This window comes from Plantactinospora sp. KLBMP9567 (assembly GCF_033446045.1).
Classification (GTDB): Bacteria; Actinomycetota; Actinomycetes; order Mycobacteriales; family Micromonosporaceae; genus Plantactinospora.
Map to the genome: position 1 here is coordinate 19,855 of NZ_JAWQRR010000020.1, position 17,273 is coordinate 37,127.

At 71.1% G+C, this 17,273-nt stretch carries 17 protein-coding genes and 1 pseudogene; 12 read left to right on the top strand and 6 right to left on the bottom strand.

Features of this window, described 5'->3' with window-relative positions:
• Positions 1-45 precede the first annotated feature (45 nt).
• Positions 46-834 (top strand): glucose 1-dehydrogenase, encoded by a 789-nt coding sequence (locus R6Y94_RS15085; protein WP_318396473.1) that lies wholly within the window; start codon positions 46-48, stop codon positions 832-834.
• 128 nt (positions 835-962) lie between these two features.
• On the opposite strand, the gene R6Y94_RS15090 is transcribed toward R6Y94_RS15085, so the two are convergent.
• Positions 963-1,442, bottom strand: a complete 480-nt coding sequence (locus tag R6Y94_RS15090; protein WP_318396474.1) for a hypothetical protein — start codon at positions 1,440-1,442, stop codon at positions 963-965.
• Positions 1,443-1,777: 335 nt separating this feature from the next.
• Here R6Y94_RS15090 and R6Y94_RS15095 point away from each other — a divergent pair, with 335 nt between their 5' ends.
• The 3 genes from R6Y94_RS15095 to R6Y94_RS15105 all read left to right on the top strand — a co-directional run bounded on the left by R6Y94_RS15095 (position 1,778) and on the right by R6Y94_RS15105 (position 5,182).
• Positions 1,778-3,445 (top strand): metallophosphoesterase family protein, encoded by a 1,668-nt coding sequence (locus R6Y94_RS15095; protein WP_318396475.1) that lies wholly within the window; start codon positions 1,778-1,780, stop codon positions 3,443-3,445.
• Positions 3,446-3,512: 67 nt separating this feature from the next.
• Entirely contained in the window at positions 3,513-4,187 is a 675-nt protein-coding gene (locus R6Y94_RS15100; protein WP_318396476.1) for a hypothetical protein, read from the top strand.
• On the top strand, positions 4,184-5,182 hold the full coding sequence (locus R6Y94_RS15105) for a hypothetical protein (protein WP_318396477.1): 999 nt from the start codon (positions 4,184-4,186) through the stop codon (positions 5,180-5,182). The genes R6Y94_RS15100 and R6Y94_RS15105 overlap by 4 nt, the downstream gene beginning before the upstream one ends.
• A 39-nt stretch (positions 5,183-5,221) precedes the next feature.
• Here R6Y94_RS15105 and R6Y94_RS15110 read toward each other — a convergent pair whose 3' ends face one another.
• From R6Y94_RS15110 to R6Y94_RS15120, 3 genes are all read right to left on the bottom strand, one after another.
• Positions 5,222-5,464 carry a hypothetical protein gene (locus R6Y94_RS15110; RefSeq protein ID WP_318396478.1) on the bottom strand — a complete coding sequence of 81 codons (243 nt, stop codon included), beginning with the start codon at positions 5,462-5,464 and terminating at the stop codon, positions 5,222-5,224.
• 285 nt (positions 5,465-5,749) lie between these two features.
• On the bottom strand, positions 5,750-5,980 hold the full coding sequence (locus R6Y94_RS15115) for an ATP-binding protein (RefSeq protein WP_318396479.1): 231 nt from the start codon (positions 5,978-5,980) through the stop codon (positions 5,750-5,752).
• A 76-nt stretch (positions 5,981-6,056) separates the two neighbouring features.
• Entirely contained in the window at positions 6,057-7,121 is a 1,065-nt protein-coding gene (locus tag R6Y94_RS15120; RefSeq protein ID WP_318396480.1) for a glycoside hydrolase family 43 protein, read from the bottom strand.
• A gap of 300 nt (positions 7,122-7,421) precedes the next feature.
• Between R6Y94_RS15120 and R6Y94_RS15125 the strand changes: the two genes are divergently transcribed.
• The 5 genes from R6Y94_RS15125 to R6Y94_RS15145 all read left to right on the top strand — a co-directional run bounded on the left by R6Y94_RS15125 (position 7,422) and on the right by R6Y94_RS15145 (position 12,434).
• Positions 7,422-8,414: an NAD(P)-dependent oxidoreductase gene (locus R6Y94_RS15125; RefSeq protein WP_318396481.1), complete on the top strand. Its 993-nt coding sequence runs from the start codon at positions 7,422-7,424 to the stop codon at positions 8,412-8,414.
• Between the two features lie 256 nt (positions 8,415-8,670).
• On the top strand, positions 8,671-8,826 hold the full coding sequence (locus tag R6Y94_RS15130; RefSeq protein ID WP_318396482.1) for a hypothetical protein: 156 nt from the start codon (positions 8,671-8,673) through the stop codon (positions 8,824-8,826).
• A 92-nt stretch (positions 8,827-8,918) separates the two neighbouring features.
• Complete coding sequence (locus tag R6Y94_RS15135) at positions 8,919-9,827, top strand: ABC transporter permease (RefSeq protein ID WP_318396483.1); 909 nt, start codon at positions 8,919-8,921, stop codon at positions 9,825-9,827.
• A complete protein-coding gene (locus tag R6Y94_RS15140; RefSeq protein ID WP_318396484.1) occupies positions 9,824-10,720 on the top strand; it encodes a carbohydrate ABC transporter permease in 897 nt (298 codons plus the stop codon). Before R6Y94_RS15135 ends, R6Y94_RS15140 begins: the two co-directional genes overlap by 4 nt.
• Before the next feature lie 52 nt (positions 10,721-10,772).
• A complete protein-coding gene (locus R6Y94_RS15145) occupies positions 10,773-12,434 on the top strand; it encodes an extracellular solute-binding protein (RefSeq protein ID WP_318396485.1) in 1,662 nt (553 codons plus the stop codon).
• Between the two features lie 17 nt (positions 12,435-12,451).
• Here R6Y94_RS15145 and R6Y94_RS15150 read toward each other — a convergent pair whose 3' ends face one another.
• Complete coding sequence (locus tag R6Y94_RS15150; RefSeq protein WP_412102767.1) at positions 12,452-13,528, bottom strand: MFS transporter; 1,077 nt, start codon at positions 13,526-13,528, stop codon at positions 12,452-12,454.
• Between R6Y94_RS15150 and R6Y94_RS45130 the strand changes: the two are divergent.
• Positions 13,505-13,606, top strand: a pseudogene (locus R6Y94_RS45130) (ArsR family transcriptional regulator); the annotation flags it as partial. The gene R6Y94_RS15150 and the pseudogene R6Y94_RS45130 sit on opposite strands and share 24 nt — an antisense overlap.
• A gap of 73 nt (positions 13,607-13,679) precedes the next feature.
• Here R6Y94_RS45130 and R6Y94_RS15155 read toward each other — a convergent pair.
• Entirely contained in the window at positions 13,680-14,252 is a 573-nt protein-coding gene (locus R6Y94_RS15155; RefSeq protein WP_318396487.1) for a TetR family transcriptional regulator, read from the bottom strand.
• A 99-nt stretch (positions 14,253-14,351) separates the two neighbouring features.
• Between R6Y94_RS15155 and R6Y94_RS15160 the strand changes: the two genes are divergently transcribed.
• Together R6Y94_RS15160 and R6Y94_RS15165 are read left to right on the top strand one after the other, a co-directional pair.
• Positions 14,352-15,290 carry an oxidoreductase gene (locus R6Y94_RS15160; protein WP_318396488.1) on the top strand — a complete coding sequence of 313 codons (939 nt, stop codon included), beginning with the start codon at positions 14,352-14,354 and terminating at the stop codon, positions 15,288-15,290.
• A gap of 244 nt (positions 15,291-15,534) precedes the next feature.
• Positions 15,535-16,950 (top strand): aminopeptidase P family protein, encoded by a 1,416-nt coding sequence (locus R6Y94_RS15165; protein ID WP_318396489.1) that lies wholly within the window; start codon positions 15,535-15,537, stop codon positions 16,948-16,950.
• Positions 16,951-17,273: the final 323 nt, after the last annotated feature.

The window sequence follows — 17,273 nt, forward strand, 5'->3', positions numbered from 1 at the left end:
AGAGCGTACCTGCGGATCACCGTTTCGTGATGAGAGAGTGGCCTCATGACCGGAACGAACGCCCCGGGCAGCGGAGCCGGCCTGCTCGGCGACAAGGTCGCGCTCCTGATGGGCGCGGGTCGCGGCATCGGCGCGGCCGCCGCCCGGCTGTTCGCCCGCGAGGGTGCCGCCGTGGTGCTGGCCGCCCGGACCGAGTCCGAACTCGCCGACGTGGTCGGTGAGATCCGCGACGCCGGCGGGACCGCCGACTACGTGCTCGCCGACCTGACCGACGGGGCCAGCATCCAGGCGGCGGTGGACGGCGTGATCCGGCTGCACGCCCGGCTGGACGTCGCCTTCAACAACGGCGGCGTCTCGATCCCGCAGACCCCGATGGTGAACGCGACGGAGCAGAACTTCGACCTGGTCACCTCGGTCAACTACCGAGGGCTGTTCCTCGCGATGACGGCGGAGATCCGGGCGATCCGGGCCACCGCCGGGTCGGGGGCGATCGTCAACGTCAGCAGCGTCGGCAGCCTGCGCGGCGCACCGGGACTGGGCCCGTACGCGGCGACGAAGCGGGCCGTGAACAGCCTCACCGAGACCGCCGCCGCCGAGTACGGCCCGGAGGGGATCCGGGTGAACGCCATCGCCCCGGGCACCACCATGACCGGGGTGATCCGGCAGTGGGCCGATGACGAGCCGGCCGCCGTCGAGCGGCTCAACGCGCTCACCCCGCTGCGCCGGGCCGCCGAGCCGGACGAGATCGCCGCGGCGGCCGCCTGGCTGCTCAGCGACCGCGCCTCCTTCGTCACCGGCGTCTGCCTGCCGGTCGACGGCGGTCTCCGCGCCTGAGCCCGCACCGGGGCGACGCCGCCCGGAACGGCTCAACGCAACGGCAACACCACAGCCCAGCACAACGACAGCACCACAGCCCAGCACAACGACAGCACCACAGCCCAGCACAACGGCAACACCACAGCTCAACGCAACGGCAGCACCGAGTCGGTGAGCCGGCCGCGCGGGCGGTAGACCACGCACATCACGGTGCGGTCGCCGTCCGCCCAGGTCTGCTCGGTCGGCAGGATCGGATAGAAGTCGAGGGTGCCGCCGTCGCGGTCCGGCCAGCGCCGCTCGAAGTAGCCCCGGCAGCCCTGCCAGGCGAAGCCCGCCAGCCGGGCACGGTCCCACGGCCCGTCATCGGCACGCAGAAAGCCGTACGACTGGTTGTCGGCGCCGGACTCGCACGGTTCGTACCGGACGACCACCTCGGCGGCCTCCCGGGAGTACGCCGGGTCGGAGAAGCACTCCCCGCCCTCGATGTTCAGCACGCCACCGGTCTGCGCGGTGAGGAAGGTGTCCCCCTTGACGATCGGCGGCGAGACCGCCGGTTCGATCGCGGCGAGCGCCGCCAGGGTGGCGACGGTGGCGACCACCGCCCAGCGGCGGGACGGCAGTTTCATCGTGCTCCGTAGGTTCGGCGGTCGGGGTGGTCGGCGGGTCGGGCGGTCGGCGCGGATGCCCGGCCGCCGCGCGGGCGAGGGACTCGGTGCCGCCGGCATGGTAGGTGGGCCGGGGTGAACGGTCGGTTCCCGGGCGATGGACGAGCGGTCTCCGCACGGTGAAGCCCGGCACCGGGCACGACGTGTTGATCATGAATTAACCCGCTGGCCAGGCCCGTTCATCCGGCGGCCAGCCAACGGCCGACCGCCGGTCGTCCACCTCTGGATGAATGCGCTTGGCCACCGGCTGCGGGCCGGCGGCCGTACCCACTTTCACCCGAAAGGTGATCCCTGTAGTGAGTGACGTCAAGAGACCCTGGATTGCGGGCTCCCGGCGGGCCAGGCTTGCCGCTATCGGTGCCGCCGCCATGCTCGTCGGCGGTTTCGCAGTCAGCCCGGTAGCGTTCGGTGACGCCGCACCGGGCAAGTACCCGGCGGCCGAGATCCACCGGCCGTCCCCGATGCCCGACCGCATCATCCTCACCCCCACCACCACCCCGGCCACCACTCAGCGGGTGACCTGGCGGGCCGAGGCCACCCCCGAGTGGGCCCAGGCCGAGATCCTGGAGGCCCCGGCCGCGCTCGGCAGCGTGGCCCCCGCCGAGGGCGCTGTCTCCGTGGTCAAGGCAATGTCGACCAAGTCGGTCAACACCTCCCTCGGGTACGCCTCGACCTACCACACCGTGGAGTTCGTCGGCCTGAAGCCGGGCACCCGGTACACCTACCGGGTCGGCGACGGCACCAACTGGAGCGCCTGGACCGACTTCACCACGGCCACCACGGACGCCAAGCCGTTCTCGTTCATCTACTACGGCGACGCGCAGAACTATCTCGACTCGGCGCTGCCCCGGGTGTTCCGGCAGGCGTTCGCGGACCGCCCGCAGGCCAAGCTGATCGTCAATGCCGGTGACCTCATCGACTCCGCGAACAGCGAGGAGCAGTGGGGGCAGTGGTACCAGGCCGGCGGCTTCATCGACGGCCAGATCAACAACATCTCGATCCCCGGTAACCACGAGTACAGCGGCGGCACGCTGTCGCAGTTCTGGACGCCGCAGTTCCCGTACCCGGACAACGGGCCGGCGGGCTGGCCGGCGGAGTTGGCCAAGACGGCCTATACCGTCGACTACCAGGGTGTCCGGTTCATCGGCCTGAACACCAACGTGCAGGGCATCCCGGACGTGATGGCCGCGCAGACCGCGTGGCTGGAGGGGCTGCTCAAGAACAACCCGAACAAGTGGACCGTGGTGACCTTCCACCACCCGGTCTACTCGACGGCCGAGGGCCGGAACAACCCGGTGGTCCGGGCGCAGTGGGGCCCGCTGTTCGAGAAGTACGGGGTCGATCTGGTGCTCCAGGGCCACGACCACACGTACGGCCGGGGCAGCGTGGCCTCGTCCCGCCAGTCGGTGACCGTGCACGACAGCACCGTCTACGCGGTGTCGGTCTCCGGCGGCAAGATGTACGACGTCGACGGCTCGGTCTGGACCGACAACAACGCCGACATCATGAGCAAGGCCGAGGACAAGCAGCTCTACCAGCTCATCGACGTCACCGGCGACAGCATCCGCTACGAGGCCCGGTACGCCAACGGCCAGCACCACGACGGTGTCGTGATCCGGAAGAACGCGGCCGGCGAGCGCACCGTCAACGAGCTGCGTACCCCGGAGAACACCGTCGGCGAGCAGGCAAAGGTCAACAAGACCATCGTCGAGGCCAAGGGCAAGGTCCGGGTCAACGCCTACGGCTACGACCCGGGCGAGGAGGTCACCGTCTACCTGCGCAGCACGAAGGACGGCGCGGGCAAGAAGGGCGTCTTCATCGGCTACAAGAAGGCCGACGAACTGGGCCGGCTCGTGTACAGCTTCGCGCTGCCGCCGTCGGCGAAGAAGAACACCACCCACGTGGTCTACCTGGACAGCGAGAACCAGCAGATCACCAGTCCGGTCATCACCGTGACGAAGTAGTTCCCGCCGCCCCGGACCATCGCCACCGTGCGGTGGTCCGGGGCCGGTTCGTACGTCAGGAGACCTCTTGATCGCCCGCATCCCGTCGCCGGTCGTCGCGCTCGGCCTGGCCTGCCTGGCCGTGCTGTCCGCGCTCGCGGTCCCGGCGACCCCGGCCGCCGCGCACCCGTTCGGCCCGCCCTCCACCGCGCGGATCAGCGTGCACGGCTCCCGGGTCGACCTCGCCTGGCTCGCCGCCGAGGACGACTGGGTGGCGCTCGGCCAGTCGCTCGGCGCCTTCGAGGACCCGCGTCTCGGCGCGGTCGCGACGAATCTGACCGGGGAGCAGAAACTCCAGCGCTCGCCCCGGGTACACGACTACCTGCTGGAGCGGATCTCGGTGCGGCAGGACGGGAGCCCGTGCCCGGGCCGGCTCGACACTCTGGACCGGCTGCTCGACGAGGGCGCCCGGCTCACCTTCGACTGCCCGGCCGAGGTGGTCGACCTCGACGTCACCGTCGGCGCGCTGACCGACCTCAACGAGGCCTACCGGACGATGCTGACCAGCCAGACCCCGGCCGCGCCGGACCGGGCGCTCTTCACCGCCGCCGAGCAGACCCACCGGGTACGCTTCGCGCCCGGCGCGGGCGGCCTGCCGGCCAGCACCGTACGCACCCTGGCCGGCGTCGGCGCCGCCCTGCTCGTCGGGGTCGTCGCGCTGGTGGCGGTACGGCTGCGCCGACGCGCCCGGGGCCGGTCGTGACCGGGTTCGAGGGCCGGTTGGTCGCCCTCTTCGACGGCCGGGGAGTCTTCTGGCTCGCCCTCGTGGTGGCGCTCGGGGTCGGTGCCGCGCACGCGGTCGCCCCGGGCCACGGCAAGAGCGTGACGGCGGCGTACCTGGTCGGCACCCGGGGCCGCTACCGGGACGCAGTCCGGCTCGGCGTGATCGTGGCGGCGATGCACACTTTCTCCGTCCTGGTGCTGGCGCTCGCCTGGGTCGGACTCAGCGGCGCCGCGAGCCTGGGCACCAAGACGCTGACAGCCTGGATGCAGGTGGCGGCCGGGTTGCTGGTGATCGGCGTCGGCGCACACCTGAGCTGGCGCCACCTGCGCGGCCATGGATCGCACGACCACGACCACGACCACGGCCACGGCCACGGCCACGGGCACGAACACGACCACGACCACGGGCACGGGCACGGGCACGGGCACGGGCACAGCCACGTCCTCGTCGGGCACAGGGCCGTTCCGGTAGCCGACCATGCTCACGGACACGACCACGGGGACACGCTCCCGCGCCAGCACGACTACGGGAACACGCACCCCAGCCACCACGGGCACGGGGACGAAGGCGGGCACGAGGACGGGCACGGGCACGGCGGTGCGCCTGGGCACGGGCATCGGCACGGCGTACCGGCGCCGACCGATCCGTGGTCCCGGCGCGGGTTGACCGTACTGGCCCTCTCCGGCGGACTGTTGCCCTCGCCGTCCGCGTTCCTGGTGCTGGTCAGCGGCCTGCTGACCGGACGGGCCCTCGACGCGCTGGTCCTGGTGCTCGCCTTCGGCATCGGGATGGCCGGCACGCTGACCGGGGTCGGCGTGATCACGATCCGCGGCTTCGCGCTGTTGACCGGGACGGCCCGGCGCTGGCCTCTGGCGGCGACCGCGACGGCCTGGCTGCCAGCGGTCGCCGGGATCGCGGTCAGTCTCGGCGGCTGCCTCTACCTGGTCGCGGCAATCTCGGTGCTGACCGGCTGAGCTGAGTAGTTGGGTCGTTGACGTAGACGCTGCGGCAGCTCACCCGGCCGTGTGCGCGAGGATGGCGGCGGCCAACTCCTCGTGCCGGGCACCGCCGGGCAGTGGGGCGGGCAGCGGTTCGCCTCCGGCGAGCTGCGCGGACGTCAGGCGGGCGGCGATCTCACTCCGGGCGAGCGGGTTCGCGTGGGTCAGCGTGACGATCTCCCGCGCCACCTGGGCAGGCAGCAGACCGTAGCGGGACTCCAGCAGCTCGGCCGCTGCGGACTCGGGCAGCCCGCGCACGTCCACTGTCAGCGGACGCCCTTGACCGGAACGTCCCCGCGCACGGCGAACAACATCGCGATCGGTTCCGTCCCCAGCCGCCTCGCGGCGAACAGCAGCCGTCGGCCGAGAAACGATCGACCCACTGCAAGTCGTCGACCACGCAGATCAGCCCGTCCGGCGCGGCGGCCTCGGCCAGCAGCGAATGCACGCCCGCGCCAAGTAGGAACCGATCCCCGACACTTCCTGCGGCAAGCCCAGGGCCGCGCTCACAGCGTCGCCCTGCGGTTCCGGGAGCGCGTCCGGTCACCGGCCACAGCATCCGGTGCACGCCGCGAACGCGAGGTCGGACTCCGGCTCGACGCCGGTGGTCCGTAACACGCGCATCGTGGCGCCTCGCGCGGCCGCCGGGTCGAGCAGGGCGGTCTTGCCCACGCCTGCCTCGCCCCGCAACACCACCGCGCCGCCGGAGCCATCGCGAGCCCGCACGATCACCTCGTCGAGCCCGCTGATTTCCGCAGATCTCCCGTGAAGCACGAACACCTACTGTAGGCAGTTCGGTCACGCTGGGGCGCCCTCGTGGTGCAGGCGCCCCAACGGGCCGTACGGAGGTTTACGAGTCGCCGGAGGGGCCGACGATCGAGGTCCCGGTGCGGACCGGGACGCCGGGGTTGGGGGTGCCGTCGGAGTTCCAGCCGATCTTCTGCGCCCGCGTGGTGCGGGTGGTGCCGCAGCCCTGGCTGGCGGACGAGTTGGCGTGGTAGACGATCCACGTCTCCGCGCCGTCCGGTGACCTGACGAAGGAGGCGTGGCCCGGGCCGTAGACGCCGTTCGCGTCACTGCGCTGGAAGATGGGCGTCGACCTCTTCGTCCACGAGCTGGCCGACATCGGGTCGCCACCGGTCCAGGTCAGCGTGCCGAGCTTGTAGTCAGGCGTGTTGCAGGAACTCGCCGAGTACGTCAGGAACGTCCTCCCGCCGTTGTACACGGCGTACGGCCCCTCGTTGACCGCACCGCCCTGCCGCTCCCAGGACAGCGTCGGGGACGAGATCCGTACGCCGTTGCGCGAGACCTGGGTCGGCGACGACATCGGGGCGATGAACAGCCCCTGTTCCCCACCCCGGAACGCGGAGTAGACGAAGTGGTTCACCCAGCCGTTGAACCGGACCACACTGCCGTCGATCGCCCACCCGTTGTTGGGCTCCAGGTTGAGGATGCCCCGGTAGGTGTACGGCCCGAGCGGATCGGTGCCGTTGCTCTCGAGCACGCCGGTCCGGCGCTCACCCTGGCCCGGGGAGGCCTCCGCCGAGAAGTAGATGTACCACCGGTTGTTGATCCACTGGATGTCCGGTGCCCACATCGTGCAGCAGCCGGGCCCGGGGGCGAGGGTGAACACCGTCCGCTCCGCCGCGTTCTTCAGGCCGGCCATGGTCGACGACGTGCGCATGACGATTCTCGAGGACCACGTCGTGGCCACGTAGTACCAGTTGCCGTTGGTGTACACGATCGACGGGTCCGCGCTGTTGGGCGTGCCGACGAGGGCGTTGGTGAACGACGGCCCGGGTGCTGCGATCGCCGGGGAGGCGGGGATGGTTGTTCCCAGGGCCGACACGAGCACGGCGACGACGGCGGTGGTCAGCAGTCGTCGCGCCGCCTTCGCTCTGTGAATCGTGATCATCGCGGTTCCTTCCTTGGGGTCTGCGTCCGGGGGATGAGTGGGCTGCCGCCTGAGACCGACCCTGCACGCACTGTTGACGAGGCGGCGATATCGATGTTGCTGCTTCCCGCACCAACCAACTGTGAGCGCTAACATCGGCACCTGTCAAGGTCTCGGCGTCGCGCCGATCGGTCGTCCTGCGGTCCCAAGCAGGGAGAAGCTGCGGCAACGACATCGGGGACACCCGGGGCGTCGCTATCACTGCCGGTGCGCGTTTGTTATCGCTCACATGAACCGGGCGGCCCGCTAATCCGACGCGGTGTGCTGACCGGTCCGCTCGGGCGGCATGTCACCCGACAGGCGACTCGGCCTGATTCGGGGTCGACGGCGCCGCCCGCCGACCTACGCTGCCGGACGGGGCAGTTCGTACGGGGGGAAGCGCCGATGGCGGAGACACAGCGGGTGGCTGTACTCGGGCTGGGCGGCATGGGTCAGCCGATGGCGGCCAATCTTGTCCGGGCCGGCCTGCCGACCGTGGTCTGGAACCGCCGGCCGGGGCCCGCCCGGCAACTCGGCGCACAGGGGGCCGAGGTCGCCGACAGCCCGGCCGACGCGGTACGCCGGGCCGACGTGGTGATCACTATGGTGACGAACGGGGACGCGATCCGGGCCATCGCGCTCGACCAGGGCATGCTGGCCGCGATGGCCGAGGGCGCGATCTGGGCGCAGATGAGCACCATCGGGGTCTCCGACACCGAGCGGATCGCCGGGATGGTCCGCGAGCAGCGTCCGGACGTGGTCCTGCTGGACGCGCCGGTGGCGGGCAGCCGTGGCCCGGCGGAACGGCGTCAACTGGTGGTGCTCGCTTCCGGCCCGGAGCAGGCCCGGGGGCGGATCGCCCCGGTCTTCGACGCGCTCGGGCAGCGGACCGTCTGGGCCGGTCCGGTCGGCGCCGGTTCCCGGCTCAAGCTGGTCAACAACATGCTGCTCGCCTTCCTGGCCGAGGGGATCGCCGAAGCGATGGCGCTCGGGCACTCCCTCGGCCTGGACCGGGCGGCGGTGCTCGGCGCGTTGCAGGGCAGTCCGCTGGTCTCCCCATGGGCGGCCGAGAAGCTGGAGCGGATCGGCCGGGACGAGTACTCGGCACAGTATCCGCTCTCCCTCGGGCTCAAGGACGTCAACCTGGCACTGTACGAGGTCGACATCGACCGGTTCCCGGTGGCCAACAGCCTCGCCGCGCAGTGGCAGCGGGCCGTCGAGCACGGGCTCGGCGACGAGGACATCACCGTACTGGCCCGGGCGCTCCAGCACTGAGCGACCCGCCAGGCCCCAGAACCGGGCGACCTCGGCGGCGCGGGCCCGGCCGACGGCCCGGCCGGCACGCGCGGCGGGACCCCGGGTCGCCGGGGACAGCGAACTGCCCCCGAACGCCGCGACCGATGCCTCGTCGGCGCGCACCACCAGCACCTCGGCCGGAGGCAGCGGAGAATGCATCCGGCACCATCAGCGGGTTACCCACGTGATGCCGACACTGCCAGCGACTCGGGAGGACCTGCCTCGGCCCGCGGGCATGGATCGCCCATCCGGGACACTGGCCGGGATCGGCCGGGTGACCAGCCTCGACGACGTGCTGCTGAAGGCCGCCGGGGCGGGGCTGGTCGCACTGTCCAACAGGAGTTTCGACGGCATCGACTCACGTCTTGACGCTCATCGGGGTCGACTCTAGGTTTACCCGGATGTAACAGCCGACTTCCGGAACTGTCGCGATCCATCGTGTTCACGCGTCGCATCCGGCGGGACTGAATGGGGTGGGCCGGCTTGTCGTGGTGGGACCGGGTACGGCGAGATCGCATACTGCTGCTCGCCACCCTTCCCGGCGTCGCACTCCTCCTGACGTTCCACTATCTACCGTGGCTCGGCAACGTCATCGCGTTCAAGGACTACCAGCCGTACGTCGGGATTCTCGACAGCCCGTGGCGCGGGCTGGCGAACTTCCGGATCATCGTCAGCGGCGACCCGGCGTTCCTGAACGCGCTGACCAACACCCTGATCATCACCCTGCTCCAGGTGCTGGTCGTCTTTCCGGCCCCGATCGCCCTCGCGCTGCTGCTGGACAGCCTGATGTCGCAGCGGCTCAAGCGGACCGTGCAGAGCATCCTCTATCTGCCGCACTTCCTCTCCTGGGTGATCGTGGTCGCCATCTTCATGCAGTTGCTCGGCGACGGCGGGCTGCTCAACAACTTCCTCCGAGACCACGACCTCGGCACGGTCAGCATCGTCAACAATCCTGACGCATTCTTTGCCCTGGTCACCGGCCAGGTGCTCTGGAAGGACGCCGGCTGGGCAACGATCCTCTTCCTGGCCGCGCTCTCTCGGATCGACGGCACGCTCTACGAGGCGTCCGCGGTGGACGGTGCCAGCCGCTGGCGGCAACTGTGGCACATCACCCTGCCCGGGCTGCGCGGTCTGATCGTGCTGCTGCTGATCCTGCGGCTCGGTGACGCGCTGACCGTCGGCTTCGAGCAGATCGTGCTCCAGCAGCCGGCGGTCGGGGCGGACGCCAGCGAAGTGCTCGACACGTACGTCTACAACAACGGCATCCTCGCCGGTGACTGGGGGGTCAGCGCCGCCGTCGGGCTGGTCAAGGGCCTGGTCGGGCTGCTCCTGGTGCTCGGCGCCAACCGGCTCGCGCACCGCTTCGGAGAGCAGGGGGTCTACCAGCGATGAGCAACCGGCCGACCATCGCGGGTGTCACGGTCGCGTCGAGGCCGGTGCGTGTGCTGAAGGGCGTGATCCTGGCGGTCTGCTGCGCGGCGGTGGTCGTACCCTTCCTCGGGATCGTCTCCACCAGCCTCGCGACGCACGAGCAGATCACCCGGGACGGCGGCTTCGTGCTCGTCCCCGACGAGGTCAGCTTCGCCGCGTACGCCGCGATCCTCTCCGGTGGCGTGGTGACCCGGGCGACCCTGGTCAGCCTCTTCGTCACCGTCGCCGGCACGGCGTTGAGCATGGCCACCACCATCCTGCTGGCGTACGGGCTGAGCCGCCCCCGGTCGGTGGCGCACCGGCCGCTGCTGATGATCGTGCTCTTCGCCCTGCTCTTCGCCCCCGGCATCATCCCGAGTTACCTGGTGGTGAAGAGCCTCGGGCTGCTGGACAGCTACTGGGCGCTGATCCTGCCGGTCGCGGTCAACGCGTTCAACGTGATCATCCTGCGGGCGTTCTTCATGGAACTGCCCCGGGAGGTGGTCGACAGCGCCCGGATCGACGGCGCCGGCGACCTCGCCATCCTGTTCCGGATCGTCCTGCCGCTGAGCAAGGCCGTACTCGCGGTCATCGGACTGTTCTACGCCGTGGCGTACTGGAACGCGTTCTTCAGCGCCCTGCTCTATCTGAACGACACCGCGAAGTGGCCGTTGCAACTCGTGCTCCGGACCTACGTGGTCAACCAGACCCAGCTCGGCGTCGACCAGCTCGGCTCGGCCGGCGCGGCACTGCCGCCCCAGGAGGCGATTCAGATGGCCATCCTGGTGCTCTCCGTCGTCCCTGTCCTCGTCGTCTATCCCTTCGTGCAGCGGCACTTCACCAAGGGTGTGCTGATCGGCGCGGTCAAGGGCTGAAAACCGCTCCTCCTCCCCCGATTCCCCCAGGCGTTACGCCAAGGAGCAAACGATGACCAGTGAACCGGCGATCGGCCGCCGACAATTCCTGACCGGTGCGCTCGGCACCGCCGCCATGCTCGCCACCCCGGGACTGCTCGCCGGCTGCGGCGACGGCGACACCCCCACCGGCGGCGACCGCAACAGGGCCAGCGGGTCGGCCAGGCTGCCGAACTACACGCCGTACACCGGGGTCACCCCGGACCTGAAGGGCAACCGGCAGGGCCTGCTGGACGCCTTCCTGAAATATCCGGAGCCGCCGGTGAAGGCCACCGACGGCCCACCCGGCGACGGCGGCGAACTCTCCGCCTTTGTCCTCACCAACTCGCCGGTGCCGCCCGCGGTCGGGCAGAACCCGTTCTGGCAGGAGATGAACCGGCGGCTCGGCGTCGACCTGCGGCTGACCATCGTGCCCAACGCCGACATGCCGACAAAGTTCGCCACCCTGGTCGCCGGGGACGACCTGCCGGACGTCATCGTGCCGGCGCTGTACACCCCGAACGGCCTGCCCGCCGGTACGGCGAACCTGCCGGCCTGGCTCGCCGCCAAGTGCCAGGACCTCACCGCGTATCTGAGCGGCGACGCGGTGCAGGAGTATCCGTTCCTGGCGAACCTGCCCACCGACGCCTGGCGGGACTGCCGCTACAACGGCGGCATCTACGGCCTGCCGGTGCCCCGCGGCATCGGTGGCACCATGATGATGCGCCGGGACGACCTGTTCAAGCAGCTCGACGCCAACCTCCAGCCGGGCAGCTTCGCCGAGTTCCGGGACGTCTGCCGCAAGGTCACCGATGCCCGGGCGAACCGCTGGGCGCTGGCCCAGGCTCCGCTCGACTTCGTCCGGCAGATGCTCGGCAACCCGTGGCGGTGGAGGCTGGAGGGCGGCAAGCTGGTCAGCGCGTACGAGAGCGAGGAGTTCACCCAGGCACTCGCCGACACCGCCCGGCTGGTCAAGGACGGCGTGGTGCATCCGGACAGCTTCACCAACAACGCGCCGACGAAGAAGTGGTTCAACGCGGGCAGCGCGTTGATGATCACGGACCGGTACACCGCCTGGCCGCAGTTCTTCGCGGAGAACATCGCCGGGCCCGACTTCGAGATCGGCGGCATGCGCCCGCCCCTGCACGGCGGCGGCGGCTTCGCGGCCACCTGGCAGGCCCAGGCAACCAACAACTTCACCGCGTTCAAGAAGGCCGACGAAGGTCGGATCCGGGCGCTGTTGAAGGTCTGCAACTGGCTGGCCGCGCCGTTCGGCACCGAGGAGTGGCTGCTGCGCCGGTACGGCGTCGCCGGGGTGCACTACCGGATGGAGGGCGGTGGGCCGGAGCTGACCCAGGCCGGGGTGAGCCAGACGGTACTCGGGATCCGCTACATCGTGGACGCCCCCGACGTGATCTTCGTACCCGGCGAGGCCGAGGCGACCCGCAAGTCGTACGAGTACCAGAAGTCGATCATCCCGACCGCGGTGAAGGATCCGACCCTCGGGCTCTTCTCCGACACCTGGTCGCGGCGGTCCGGGCAGCTCGGCACGATCGTCAACGACGCCCAGATGGACATCCTCAGTGGGCGCAAGCCGGTCTCGGCCTGGGGCGACATCCTCAAGCAGTGGCGTAGCACCGGCGGCGACAAGGTGCGGGGCGAGTTCGAGGAGGCGATCGCGAACAGCAGCGACTAGGCCGGGTCGGCGCGGGGTCAGGGGTCGGCGGGGCGGTTGTGCAGGGCCCGCCGGACGAGTACCGGAAGCAGCGATGCGGCGAGCAGGAAGATCGCGGCGACGAGCAGCCAGCCGACGGGGCCGTACCTGCCGACGGCGACGGTGAACAGGGCGGGTCCGAAGATCTGCACCGTTGCCGTCGCCGCCTCGGCCAACCCCTGGTACGCGCCCAGCGCCCGTTCCCGGGCCAGGCCCAGCGACAGCGCCCAGCTCGACGCGACGTACCCGAGTTCACCGGCGAGGTGTGCCAGGGCCGCGGTCACCACGACGGTGACCGCGACCGCGCCGGCCCCACCCGCCGTGGTGGCCAGCAGCAGGCAGCTCGCCGCCAGCGCGACGCCCGAGCAGACGGCCGTCCGGGCGGCCGACGCCGGTGTGCGGGCGAGCCGGGTGGCGGGTACCTGTCCGGCGGCGATGCCGACCGAGCTGATCACGACCACGATGCCGCTGAGCACGAGCGGCAGCCGGGTCGACTCCGCGATCCAGAGCGGCAGGCCGGTGGAGAGCATCGCCCAGCAGAGCGAGAAGAGTGCGACGACGGCGGTGACGCCGACGTACGGCAGGTCGCCGAGGGCGGCCCGGACGTTCGCCCGGACCGGCCGGGTCGGGCCGCCGACCCGGCGGCCGGGCACGGTCGCGGTGATGGCCGCGAAGACCGCGAAGGTGAGCGCGTTGGCGGCGACTGCGACGGTGTAGCCGGCGGGTCGGTCCACGGCGAGTACGGCTGCGCCGAGGGCCGCACCGGCGGCGTAGCCGACGTGCTGGGCGACCCGTTGCCGGGCCAGTTCCCGCACGCGCGCCCGGTTGTCGCTGACCAGCGCCGCCACCAGGGCGGTACGAACCGCGCTGCCACCGTTGGCCAGCGCGACGAAGGCGACCGTGACGACGAGGAAGCTCCAGACGCCGTCCACCAGGAGATAACAGGCCATGCCGCCGGTCCGGACGACGGCGATCGCGACCAGCACCCGCTGGCCGCCGCCACCTCGCTGGCCCGGGAACTCGCCGACCCGATCCGGCTTACCACCCTGCAGTTGCTGGCCGTCGAAGGGCCGCACACCATGACCCAGCTCGCCGAGGCACTGCGGGTCAGCCCGCCACGGCTGGGCAACCACCTGGCCCGGCTGCGCGCCCGGGGACTGGTCACCGTGCAGCAGCGCGGACGGCACGTCGTCTACCGGCTGGCCAGCCCGGACACCATCGAGCCGGTCAGTGGGGCTCGACCAGTCGACGGACGGCGTCGACCACGGTTGCCCGGCGGTGGTCACGGTCGGCGCCGGACAACTCGGCGGTCTCGATCGACAGCGTCGACCACATGGTCGCCAGGGTGAGGACCAGCGCGACCACCTGCTCGGGATCGAACCGGTCCGAGACGATGCCGTCGCGCTGGGCGGCCCGGATGGCTTCTGCCTTGGCCTTGCCGGCCTCGGTGATGGCCGGGATGGACCGCCCGGCACCGGCCCGTTCGAGCCGGTACCAGGTGGCGATCCGGGCCACGTCCGGATGCGCCTCGGTGGCGTCGAAGAGCCGGCCGGCATAGCCGGGCAGGTCCTCCGGGGTGATCGGGATCTCGGTGACCGCCTGCCCCACGATCGCGTCGAAGACCGCGTCGAACAGGTCGTCCTTGCTGCCGAAGTAGGTGTAGACGAGGCCGGCGCTGCACCCCGCGCGACCGGCGATCCGGTCGATCCGGGCCCCGGCGAGACCGTGCGCGGCGAACTCGGCCAGCGCGGCCTCGACAAGCTGCCGCCGCTTGGCCTCGGGTTCGCGGGTCCGCACCATGATCTGAACCTTATTGGGTGAACGTTCATTTGACAACTTCCGGCATACGCTGCTTCACTTGATCGCTATTGAATGAACATTCAATTGGGAGGTCGGGCGATGCGCGGGACGGCGGGTTGGACCCTGGCGGAGATGCCGGGGCAGACAGGCAGGACGGCCCTGGTGACGGGGGCGAACAGCGGAGTCGGCTACGAGACCAGCCGGGCGCTGGCCAGGGTCGGAGCCACCGTGATCATGGGCGGCCGGGACGAGAGCCGGCTGGCCGAGGCCGCCACGGCGATCCGGGCCGAGACACCCGGCGCCCGCCTCGAGGTCCGCCGACTGGACCTGGCGGACCTCGACTCCGTCCGCGCGGCGGCAGCTGGCGTACTGGCCGAGGGCCGTCCACTGGACCTGCTGTTCAACAACGCGGGGGTGATGGCCGTGCCGCAGCGGCGTACCACCCGGGACGGGTTCGAGCTGACCTTCGGCACCAACCACCTCGGGCACTTCGCCCTCACCGGCCACCTGCTGCCCGCGCTGCTCTCGGCGGGTGCCGCCCGGGTGGTCACAGTGAGCGCGATCGCCTCCCGCTGGCCGGCCGGCGGTCTGGCGGACGTCAACAGCGAGCAGGCGTACCGGCCGATGCAGGCGTACGCGGTGTCGAAGTTCGCCAACGTCGTCTTCACCCAGGAACTCGCCCGGCGGGCGGCCGGCACCGGTCTGGTGGCGGTCGCCGCACATCCCGGGGTGAGCCAGACCAACATCACCCGGGAGGTGCCGCGAGTCCTGGCCGCCGTCAACCAGCTACTCCGACCCTTCCTCTTCCAGAGCACCGACCGGGCCGCCCTGCCGTCGCTCTACGCGGCCACGCATCCGGACCTCGGCGGTGGTGAGTTCGTCGGGCCGACCGGGCTCGGCGAGGGACGCGGCGCGCCCGGTCCGGTGCGACTGCCCCGGCAGGCCGACGACCCGGAGGTCGGCCGTCGGCTGTGGGAGCTTTCCGAGCGGCTGACCGGCGTCGACTACGCCTTCCCCAGCACCCGCCCGGCGGCGTGACCGGAGAGCATCAGGAACGTCCCGACCGAGGCGTCCCGGGCGCCCGGGTCGTGCCGATCTCACCCGTTCCCCGGGCCGCCGAGCCGAGCTGTCTTCGGACATCTGCCGGAACCCTGCACCGCCGCGGCGGTACGTGCGTAGGGAGTTCCCGGGACGCCCTTGCGACAGCACCGTCCGGCGGCAAAAGTGAGGTCCAGTAGGCGAACCCGCCGGCCGTACGGCCGCACCGGCGAAAGGGCCAGGCATGTCCGAGCGTGTTCCCGCCACCAGTAGTCACGACCTGCCGGTGCCCCCGGCGCTCGCGGAGTTCATGCTCGGCGGCTGGGCGCCGACCGAGGGGCCGGTCCGGACGGCTGCCGGGGCGGCCGGCTGGGCGGCGAAACGGCGGGCCCGGCTGACCGGGATGTTCCCCGGCGAGCACCTGGTGATCCCGGCGGGCGGACCACCGGTACGCAGCAACGACCAGTACTTCCGGTTCCGGCCCGGCTCGGACTACACCTGGCTGACCGGGGACGGGGACCGGGGCGGCGTGCTGGTGCTGGATCCGGCGGGCGAGGCGACGCTCTACACCGACGAGCCGCCCCGGCCGGGCACGGCCGCGTACTGGACCGACCGCAACGCCGGGATCGTCTGGAACGGTCCCCGGGCCGACCTGGCCACCCTGGGCGAGGCGCTGGAGATCCGCTGCCGCCCGATCGGCGAGCTGGCCACGGTACTCGGCTCGGCCGGCCGGACCCGGCTACTGCGTATGGTCGATCCGGCCGTGGACGCCCTGGTACCGGTGACGGATCCGGTCGCCGACGCCGATCTCGCGGTGGCCCTGGCCGACCTACGGCTGGTCAAGGACGAGTGGGAGGTCGGGCAGCTCCAGTACGCCGTCGACGTCACCGTACGCGGGTTCGAGGACGTGGTCAGGGCGATGCCGGCGGCGCTGGCCGGCGGCGGTGAACGGTGGCTGGAGGGCACCTTCGCCCGCAGGGCCCGGTCCGACGGCGAGGAGGTCGGCTACCAGCCGATCGTGGCGGCCGGTTCGCACGCGGCGGTGCTGCACTGGAACCGCAACACCGGCCCGGTACGCCCCGGCCAGTTGCTGCTACTGGACGCCGGGGTCGAGGTCGGCACCCGGTACACCGCGGACATCACCCGGGTGCTTCCGGTCGACGGCCGGTTCAGCCCGCTCCAGCGGGACGTCTACGAGCTGGTCCGCCGGGCGAACGACGCGGCGATCCGGCAGCTCCGGCCCGGGGCGATGTTCCGGGACTACCACTGGGCGGCGATGGCGGTCTTCGCCGCCGGTCTGGTCGACCTGGGTCTGCTGCGCTGCTCCGTGGACGAGGCGCTGGATCCGCAGCGGCAGCTCTACCGCCGCTGGACGCTCTGCGGCTCCGGGCACATGCTCGGGCTGGACGTGCACGACTGCTCCCGGGCCACCACCGCCCGGTACGTCGAGGGCGAGTTGCAGGCCGGCATGGTGCTGACCGTCGAGCCGGGACTGTACTTCCAGCCGAACGACGAGCTGGTGCCGGCCGAGTTGCGCGGGCTGGGGATGCGGATCGAGGAGGATCTGCTGGTCACCGAGGACGGCAGCCAGAACCTGTCGGCCGCGCTGCCGCGTACCGCCGACGACGTCGAGAGCTGGATGTCCGGGCTGACCGGCTGAGCCGGAAATTGCCCGGCCGAATTGCAGCGCAAGCGGCCGAACACCACTGAAACATGTCATCAGCAAACCCGAAATCTTTCGGGGCCGCCCACCAAACGTGACCCACCGTCTATCGGCGGCTTCGCTCGGTACGCGCATTCGTCCGCGCCCCGCATCGCGCGCTCTTGACCCTGCATCGATACGTGTTTAGATTTCCTTTCCGGAACACTTCCGAAAAGTTTCGCACGTACGTTGTCCGGTCATGCCCACCCCCCTTACGGTCCGGAGCGCGGAATGAGCAGGTCCACCACCCCCGCCGGCCCGCCGGCACCCGTCCCCCGCCG

What these genes read in the sequence shown, in the direction of transcription:
- R6Y94_RS15165 (WP_318396489.1), top strand. Translation starts at nt 15,535, where the DNA reads ATGTCCGAGCGTGTTCCCGCCACCAGTAGTCACGACCTGCCGGTGCCC.
- R6Y94_RS15130 (WP_318396482.1), top strand. Translation starts at nt 8,671, where the DNA reads ATGGATCGCCCATCCGGGACACTGGCCGGGATCGGCCGGGTGACCAGC.
- R6Y94_RS15090 (WP_318396474.1), bottom strand. Translation starts at nt 1,442, where the DNA reads ATGAAACTGCCGTCCCGCCGCTGGGCGGTGGTCGCCACCGTCGCCACC.
- R6Y94_RS15140 (WP_318396484.1), top strand. Translation starts at nt 9,824, where the DNA reads ATGAGCAACCGGCCGACCATCGCGGGTGTCACGGTCGCGTCGAGGCCG.
- R6Y94_RS15155 (WP_318396487.1), bottom strand. Translation starts at nt 14,252, where the DNA reads ATGGTGCGGACCCGCGAACCCGAGGCCAAGCGGCGGCAGCTTGTCGAG.
- R6Y94_RS15085 (WP_318396473.1), top strand. Translation starts at nt 46, where the DNA reads ATGACCGGAACGAACGCCCCGGGCAGCGGAGCCGGCCTGCTCGGCGAC.
- R6Y94_RS15120 (WP_318396480.1), bottom strand. Translation starts at nt 7,121, where the DNA reads ATGATCACGATTCACAGAGCGAAGGCGGCGCGACGACTGCTGACCACC.
- R6Y94_RS15160 (WP_318396488.1), top strand. Translation starts at nt 14,352, where the DNA reads ATGCGCGGGACGGCGGGTTGGACCCTGGCGGAGATGCCGGGGCAGACA.
- R6Y94_RS15145 (WP_318396485.1), top strand. Translation starts at nt 10,773, where the DNA reads ATGACCAGTGAACCGGCGATCGGCCGCCGACAATTCCTGACCGGTGCG.